Annotated in this window: 8 protein-coding genes; 6 read left to right on the top strand and 2 right to left on the bottom strand. The window is 27.2% G+C overall.

Annotation, left to right across the window (positions count from 1 at the left end; genetic code table 11):
* Positions 1-65 precede the first annotated feature (65 nt).
* Both ACTQYZ_RS09965 and ACTQYZ_RS09960 read right to left on the bottom strand, forming a co-directional pair.
* Positions 66-608 (bottom strand): hypothetical protein, encoded by a 543-nt coding sequence (locus tag ACTQYZ_RS09965; RefSeq protein ID WP_441021438.1) that lies wholly within the window; start codon positions 606-608, stop codon positions 66-68.
* A 155-nt stretch (positions 609-763) separates the two neighbouring features.
* Positions 764-970, bottom strand: a complete 207-nt coding sequence (locus ACTQYZ_RS09960; RefSeq protein ID WP_441416540.1) for a hypothetical protein — start codon at positions 968-970, stop codon at positions 764-766.
* A gap of 159 nt (positions 971-1,129) precedes the next feature.
* Between ACTQYZ_RS09960 and ACTQYZ_RS09955 the strand changes: the two genes are divergently transcribed.
* The 6 genes from ACTQYZ_RS09955 (at position 1,130) to hxlB (ending at position 7,676) form a co-directional block, all read left to right on the top strand.
* Positions 1,130-1,846 carry an ion transporter gene (locus ACTQYZ_RS09955; protein WP_441416539.1) on the top strand — a complete coding sequence of 239 codons (717 nt, stop codon included), beginning with the start codon at positions 1,130-1,132 and terminating at the stop codon, positions 1,844-1,846.
* A gap of 102 nt (positions 1,847-1,948) precedes the next feature.
* Complete coding sequence (locus ACTQYZ_RS09950; protein WP_441021442.1) at positions 1,949-2,683, top strand: GntR family transcriptional regulator; 735 nt, start codon at positions 1,949-1,951, stop codon at positions 2,681-2,683.
* Between the two features lie 11 nt (positions 2,684-2,694).
* On the top strand, positions 2,695-3,354 hold the full coding sequence (locus ACTQYZ_RS09945; protein ID WP_441416538.1) for a GyrI-like domain-containing protein: 660 nt from the start codon (positions 2,695-2,697) through the stop codon (positions 3,352-3,354).
* Between the two features lie 142 nt (positions 3,355-3,496).
* Positions 3,497-6,118 (top strand): hypothetical protein, encoded by a 2,622-nt coding sequence (locus tag ACTQYZ_RS09940; protein ID WP_441416537.1) that lies wholly within the window; start codon positions 3,497-3,499, stop codon positions 6,116-6,118.
* A gap of 108 nt (positions 6,119-6,226) precedes the next feature.
* A complete protein-coding gene (locus tag ACTQYZ_RS09935; protein WP_441021446.1) occupies positions 6,227-7,138 on the top strand; it encodes an ARMT1-like domain-containing protein in 912 nt (303 codons plus the stop codon).
* Positions 7,131-7,676: a 6-phospho-3-hexuloisomerase gene (hxlB, locus tag ACTQYZ_RS09930; RefSeq protein ID WP_138268996.1), complete on the top strand. Its 546-nt coding sequence runs from the start codon at positions 7,131-7,133 to the stop codon at positions 7,674-7,676. Before ACTQYZ_RS09935 ends, hxlB begins: the two co-directional genes overlap by 8 nt.
* Positions 7,677-7,792: the final 116 nt, after the last annotated feature.

Below are 7,792 nucleotides of genomic sequence, written 5' to 3'. Positions count from 1 at the left end.
ATATATTATTTATTTATAAAATGAGAATTAAATTTTTATATTATTATATAAATAATACATAATAACTATATATATTTCGTATATTGTATTAATAAATAAAAAAGACTGTTAATACAGTCTTTTTTATTTAATTGTACTAAAGGTAAAAAATATTGTTCCATCTTTTTTTCTTCTAAGGAATATATTGCTTTTTCATCTTTATATTCGCTTTTAAAGTTTCCTATTCCATTTTTTTCATAATCATACTCAGTGTTTAAAAGATTATCCCACATTTTTGATTCTTCTTCAAAGGTATAATTATCTAGTCCCCATATACTTGCATATACGATACTAATATACGTATCAAACTTATCATATGAACTATCTTGAACTTCCTTTGAACCCTTTAACCAATTGTAGGAGATAACAATTGTTTCTATTTTTTTACCATTTTCAGAGGTATATATTTGATACGAAAAATTTGTATTATTATTTACTTCTTCATAATATCCTTTTTCATAAGAAGAAAAGAATAGTGTTACTGCAACGCCTATAGCTGTAAATAAAAAGATAAACGCAATTAATAAAATTTTTAAATTTTTCTTGTTTTCTTTTTTTATTTTTTCCATTTCTTCAACTGATTTAAAAATATATGGATTACCAAAATCGTTATAACTTGGCTTTATTTCATCTATATTTTTTTCTGTTTTTGTATCATGAGTATTATCTTCAACTATATTATCTTTTTTAATATTAAATTCGCCCTGTTCCTTTTCACTATGATTTAAGTTAGGGGTATGATTTTTAATAAGTTTTCATTACCATTTATGTTTTCTTTATTTGTATTTTCTTCTAAATTTTCTTCTTTATTTACAACAAATTCGCCTTGTTCTTCTGTTATCTCAGGTTCTTCTTTATTCATTTCTTTTTTTATAATGAATTCGCCTTTTTTATTATTTAAAGAAAAGTTATTATTGTTGTCTTCTCCCATACTTTCCTCCTCATTTTATAAAACAATTTACTTATATTTAAATTATATCATATAAAAATTTAAATTAATAAAACAAATAAAATAGCAGAATGTATATATTTTAAATATTTTAGTAAAAATTTATTATATAAACCCCAATTTAATAATAAAGAGAAAAATATGAGAGAGAAAATATTTAAAATAGTTTATAAGCCTACAGATGAATATTATATTCAAAGTAAACTGTACGATTTATTTATTTGTTTAATAATAATACTTTCAATGATACCGTTATGTTTTAAAACAAATAATAAAGTTTTTTATGTTATTGATATCATTTGTTTTATTGTATTTTTTATAGATTATATTTTAAGGTTTATAACTGCAGATTATAAACTTGAAAAAGGTAAATTATCGTTTATACTTTATCCTTTTACATTTTTGGCAATAATTGATTTGATTTCAATGCTTCCTGTACTTTACTTATTAAATGATTCGTTAAAGATGTTTAGGTTGTTTAGAATATTTAAAACTTGTACTTTGCTTAGAAGTTTTAGATATTCAAAAAATATAAAAATCGTATTTAATGCAGTAAAAAAAGAAAAAGATATATTAACTTCTATTTTATTTTTTGCCTTTGGATATATATTGTTTTCTGCTTTTTTTATGTTTAACGTTGAACCGGGTACTTTTGATAATTTTTTCGAAGCAATATATTGGGCAACTTCTGCTCTTACAACAATAGGTTATGGAGATATTTATCCTGTTACTTTTTCAGGAAGAATTGTAAGTATTATTTCTTCGTTTTTTGGTATTGCAATAATAGCCTTGCCGTCAGGAATTATAACGGCATCATTCATTAATGAATTTATGCATCAAAAGGGAAGTGATGAGTAATTTACCTTTTTTAAAATAATAAGCATTTTGATTTTATTTATCTTTTATGTTATATTAAAATTAATAACTGGTTATAACGGGTTATAATGAGAGGTGAACATTATGAATAACATTATAGATAGAAATGATCCCAAACCTTTGTATCTTCAACTTGAAGAATTAATAAGAGGAAATATTGAAAAAGGAATATGGAAAGTAAATACAAAAGTTCCGTCAGAAGCAGAGCTTATGAAAGAATATGATTTAAGCAGAATTACCGTAAGAAATGCCTGTAATCACCTTGTCAAAGAAGGTGTTTTATATAGGGTTACGGGGAAAGGTACTTTTGTTGCAAACCCCAAAATAATGACCACATCTCTTGCATACATGGGTTTTAGAGAACAGCTTGAACGAATGGGGTATAAGACAACAACAAAACTACTAAACAAAGAAATAATAAAAGCGGGAATAAACATTGCATCTCACCTAGGAATAAAAGAAAATGATGACGTTATATTCATAAAAAGGCTTCGTCTTGCTGAAGGTGAACCTATAAGTCTTCACTATTCATATTTGCCTTATAATAAATTTAAAGAAATATGGGAATGTGATGAGCTGGAAAGTAAACAGCTTTGTGTTTTAATAGAAGAAAAGTACGAAATAAAACCAAATAAAGTTTTGGAAACATTGGAATCAATGACCTCTACCGAAGATGTAAGCGCAATTTTTGAAACAGGAAGCGGATATCCTCTTTTAATTCTTGAAGATATAATGTATGATGCCTTTAAAAAACCTTATGAATATTCAAAAGTAATATTCAGAGGTGATAAGGTTAAACTTAGATATGAATTTTTATAAGGAGTGTACTGATGAAAAGTGATTTTAAACTTGATTATAAAAAGGAATATAAAGATTTATATATGCCAAAGAAAACTCCAAGTATTATAGAAGTTCCAAAAATGAATTTTATAATGGTAAAAGGTAGGGGTAATCCAAACACTTCAATAGAATATAAAAATGCAATGGAAATTCTTTATGGTCTTTCTTTTACTATAAAGATGAGTAAAATGAGCAAGGATCCTTCAGAAAAGATAGATGGGTATTTTGAATATGTCGTTCCACCTCTTGAAGGTTTTTGGTGGGTTGAAGATGAGTGTTTTGATGGATTAAATATAACGAATAAAGATGATTTATGCTGGTATTCAATGATACGACAACCTGAATTTGTTACAAAAGAAGTTTTCGAAAGAGCTAAGGAAAAATTTAAGAAAAAGAATAATGATGTTGATTTTTCGAATACATTTTTTAAGGAAATAGAAGAAGGCTTATGTGTTCAAATTATGCATATGGGTTCTTATGATGATGAAAAATTTTCAATTGAGAAAATGAATTCTTTTATTGAAAAAGAAGGGTATAAAAACGATTTTTCAAAAGAAAGATTGCACCATGAAATATATTTATCTGACCCAAGAAGAGTAAAGAATATAAATAATTTAAAAACGGTAATTCCCCATCCAATAAAGAAATAAAACGTCCCAAAAAGCGGACGTTTTTTTAATAAAAAATAAAGAAAATATTAATAATTTTATAATTTGTTAGTATATAATATTCCTTTTATTTTATTAAATTTTGTGATATTATTAAAGGAAATGAAAATAAGGTAGGAATTATATGAAAAAGAAAATATTAACTTTTTTTATGACATTATTAATATTAATAACAAACCTTTCTACTCCGGTATTTGGGTTTAATTCCTATGAGGAATATTATAATACTACGTACTTGTATAGTTTAAAAATTCCTAAAGATATAAAAAATGTTGTAATGGATAGTAATTTGTCTGTTGTAACCATACCTTATGAGGATCAGATTAGACTTGAAATTCACGTTGAAAAAGTAGAGGATCTTATTGGTGAAGATGTAATTGAAAAAAATAACATCAAAGATCCTGATAAGATTTCTATAAAAAGTGATATCGTAGAAAATACATATGGCAATGATGCATATATGCAGAAAAATGCAGTTAACATTGCAAAGAAGTTTACATCAACTCCAACTGTAACAAAAGTTGAAAATTGCAAAATAGACAGAAGAAACGGATATAAGATATACTATAATTCTGAACTTACCGGTGCTGATGGTGAAGCTTTAACGGGACATGGAATGATTATGTTTACCATTGACCATGGCGACGTATATTACTTTGTTTTTACTGATAATTCTTTGAGAGAAGAAAATATAGATGATTATGATTTCTTTGATAAAGCAATAAATTCAATAAATCTTGAAGACTTTGATTATACACCGTTTATTCTAATTGGAATATTATGTGCTATTTTGTATGTTCTTTTAATGACATTATATTTAAAAGCCGAAAGAAGAGCAGAACAAAGAAAAGAACGTAAAAGAAGAGAAAAAGAACTTAAAAAGAAAAGAGCTCTTGGTTTGGAACCTATAAGCTATGATGATGATTACGAATATTATGACGAAATTGTTATTGAAGAAGCTGATGAAGACGAAGAAGTTGACGGTGAAAGTGTATTTACAGTAGAACAAATCATGAAATTATATCCAAGCTTAAAGGATATCAAAATTGTGCCAAAAGAAAACGGTATGGCAGATATTGTTTCTAATGGTGAATTAAACGGAAATATTATCGATTATAAAGAAATAGAAAAAGACTTGGATAATAAGATAAAATCTTCTGCAGAAAAAAATAAGAAAGAGGAAAGTGAAAATGTCAATATCGGTAATGTAGCCGCAATGACAAGAATTAAAGACGAAAGCGAATTTTACGAATTTGAAAATGAAAATGACGTAAAAGAAGAAATCGGCTTTGAACTTGTAAATAATTCAGAAAATCATGTAAGCAAAGCAACATTAATTGATCAAGATTATGACAATGATGAAGAAAGCTTTGTATTTGAAGATGTTGATGAAGAGTTATACGAAGCAAAGAGGGATAAAAACCTTAATTTAACTTTTGAACAACCAAGCAATAAAGAATCTGTAAATGTTGAAGAATTTGAGGAAGATATTGAAAACATTAAAGATAAAAATACTTCTATAAGTGAAGAAGAAATTTTTGAAGATGTTTTTGATAATACTGATGAAATTAGTGAAGATACTGGTAACTCTGATGAAGTTATATTAAATAATGTATCAAAAGAAGAAATAGAATCTGTTTATGATGAAGTATATAAGGAAAATGAGTTTGAAGAAACTATAAAAGAAATTACAGAAGAAACAGATGATGATGTTACTGATATTAAAGAAGAAGATGGATTATCAGATATAAACGAAAATAAAGAAGCTGACAATTTAGATTTAAATGATAAAGAAGATATATCTGAAGAAGTTAATAAAGAATCAAAAGATGTTTCTGATGAAGATTTAGAAGAAACAGAAGAAATTGATGTAACAAAAGAAGATATGCCAATAGATGAAGAAGAAACTTCTGATGATGTTAAACATGATGACAAAGATTTTCATTTAGAAAATGAGGATAATAAGCAAGATTCTTATGAAGAGGAAAGTTCTTCAATTGATGAACAAGATGATGAAAAATTAAATACTGACAACGCTGGAGTTTTAGACGAAAGTGAAAATGTACAACATGATACTTTAGAAGAAACTTCTGATGAACAATTAGAAGAAAATAAAGAAACTGAAATAGTAGAGGAAATTGAATCAGAAGAATCTAATGAAGAAGTTTCTAAAGAAAATGACAAAGAACAAGAAGACTTGAAAGATGATATCGAAGAAACTAAAGAAGAAAATGAAGATGTTGAAACACAGAAAAATGAAGCCTCAGATGATGAAGTATCAAGTGAAGAAGTTGTAAATACGTCAGATGAAGAAACTTCTGATGTAGAAGAAGAGCTTGATGAAGATACACATGAAAATGAAGTCTTTGATGAAGTATCAAATGAAGAAATTGAAAGCACTAATGAAGTAGAACAGCTTGAAGAAGAAAAACAGCAAGTTACTGATGACAAAGAAAATGATATTTCAGACAGTGAAGAAAGTTCAAATTATGAAACTTCAAGGGAAATAAATGAAGTAGAGGAAGAAGAAATTTTAAGTACTGATAATATGGATTCTTCATTGGAAGAATATACAGAAGATGAACAATCTGAAAATGAGGCTGATAGTAACAATATAGAAGATATCACTGAATCTGAGGAAGAAAAAGAAGATATAGACGATATTGATATCTCCAACGATGAGGATAATGAAAAATCAGATAATGAAGAGGATGCTATCAGTAAATCAGATAAGAAAGAAAAATAATAACTTGTTATAAAAAGCACGGCTTATTGCCGTGTTTTTTTATTTAATACTATTAATTTATAATTTTTTGTAGTAAAATATATTTGAATTGTTTTTAAGGGGGTAAATATGGCTACAAGTAAAGCTTGTCTTGAGTGTGCAAGAAGGAGATATACAAAATATGCAAATAAGCATATACCTGAAGAAAAAAGAGAAGAATATTTTGAAGAAGCAACAAAAGCTGTAAATGCGGCTTCTTATCAAGAATTAGAATCGGCTTGGGAAAGAGTAACGAGAAAATTTATGAAAACAGACGATATTCATAAAGAATCAAGAGAAAAATTCCAAAAATGTATTTTAGATATGAAAGATGATATCGAAAGTATGTTAAACGAAAGCGATGATGTTATCAATGATGCCATTAAATTTGCTATCGCAGGTAATGTTATTGATTTTGCTACAATGCCGAATTTAACACTTGATGATTTAAAAAGTATTATTAATGATGTAAAAAAATATAAGTTTGATGAAGAACTTTATAAAATTTTTACAAAAGATTTGGAAAATGCAAAGGAAATAGTTATTCTTCTTGATAACGTTGGAGAAGTTGTTTTAGATGCTCTTTTATGTAAGAAATTAAAAGAAGTTTATCCGGATAAGCATATTACTGTTGTTCCTGCATCTTATCCTATTTCAAGTGATGCTACACCTAAAGAAGCATACGAAGCCGGAATGGCAGATTATGCGGATATAGTTCCAAACGGGAATGATATCGTAGGTACATATTTACCTAAATGTTCAAAAGAGTGTATTGAAGTACTTGATAATGCTGACATAATAATTTCAAAAGGTATGGCAAACTTTGAAGTTATGTCTGGAAGTAAGTATAATGTATATTACTTTTTCTTATGTAAATGCAGATTTTACTGCGAAGCTCTTGACGCTGAATTGATGCAAGAGATGTTTATAAGCGACAGACACTCAAACGTTAAAGACAGAATGGAAAAAACATGGAAGGAATTGGGAAGAGTAGATGAATAAAAGAAAACAAGTTGCAAATGAATTAGTTGAATTAATGGAAAAAGTTGATGACAAACAAGTTGAAGAATTTAAAACAATAATTGAAAATTCTAACAGAATATTTACAGCAGGAATGGGCAGAAGCGGTTTTATGATGAGAGGTTTTGCCATGAGACTTATGCATATGGGATATAAAACATATGTTGTAGGTGAAACAACAACACCTGCTATTTTAGAAGGAGATTTACTTGTTTTAGGTTCAGGTTCAGGTAAAACTTCAAGCCTTGTTGCAATGGCAAAAAAAGCAAAAGAAATGGGAGCTAAAATTGCTCTTATCTCTTCAAATGATAAAGAAGGTATTGCAGAAGTTGCAGACTGTATAGTAAAAGTTGAAACACAAGCAAAAGATAAATCAGACAGCGGAAAATCAATACAACCAATGGGAACACTTTTTGAACAAGGTTTATTATTGATTTGTGATTCTGTTATTTTAGATTTAATGGAAGATATTGATACAGACGGAGCTGAAATGTATAAAAACCACGCTAACTTAGAATAATTTATAAGCTGTATTTAAAACGTCTCTATAATTTAGAGGCGTTTTTTTATATCTTTATTAAAACAAGTTAATAATCAAAAATAAAATATTTATTAAATTTACACTTAAAATAATAT

The sequence above is a fragment of the Anaerofustis sp. LCP19S3_F7 genome (assembly GCF_052119445.1).
GTDB lineage: Bacteria > Bacillota > Clostridia > Eubacteriales > Anaerofustaceae > Anaerofustis > Anaerofustis butyriciformans.
Note: the sequence above shows the minus strand (reverse complement) of the source record. Positions and strands in the feature narration are given on the sequence as shown.

Bases quoted from the DNA above. Each gene is read 5' to 3' on its own strand.
- ACTQYZ_RS09965 (WP_441021438.1), bottom strand. From the start codon at position 608: ATGGAAAAAATAAAAAAAGAAAACAAGAAAAATTTAAAAATTTTATTA.
- ACTQYZ_RS09960 (WP_441416540.1), bottom strand. From the start codon at position 970: ATGGGAGAAGACAACAATAATAACTTTTCTTTAAATAATAAAAAAGGC.
- ACTQYZ_RS09955 (WP_441416539.1), top strand. From the start codon at position 1,130: ATGAGAGAGAAAATATTTAAAATAGTTTATAAGCCTACAGATGAATAT.
- ACTQYZ_RS09950 (WP_441021442.1), top strand. From the start codon at position 1,949: ATGAATAACATTATAGATAGAAATGATCCCAAACCTTTGTATCTTCAA.
- ACTQYZ_RS09945 (WP_441416538.1), top strand. From the start codon at position 2,695: ATGAAAAGTGATTTTAAACTTGATTATAAAAAGGAATATAAAGATTTA.
- ACTQYZ_RS09940 (WP_441416537.1), top strand. From the start codon at position 3,497: ATGAAAAAGAAAATATTAACTTTTTTTATGACATTATTAATATTAATA.
- ACTQYZ_RS09935 (WP_441021446.1), top strand. From the start codon at position 6,227: ATGGCTACAAGTAAAGCTTGTCTTGAGTGTGCAAGAAGGAGATATACA.
- hxlB (WP_138268996.1), top strand. From the start codon at position 7,131: ATGAATAAAAGAAAACAAGTTGCAAATGAATTAGTTGAATTAATGGAA.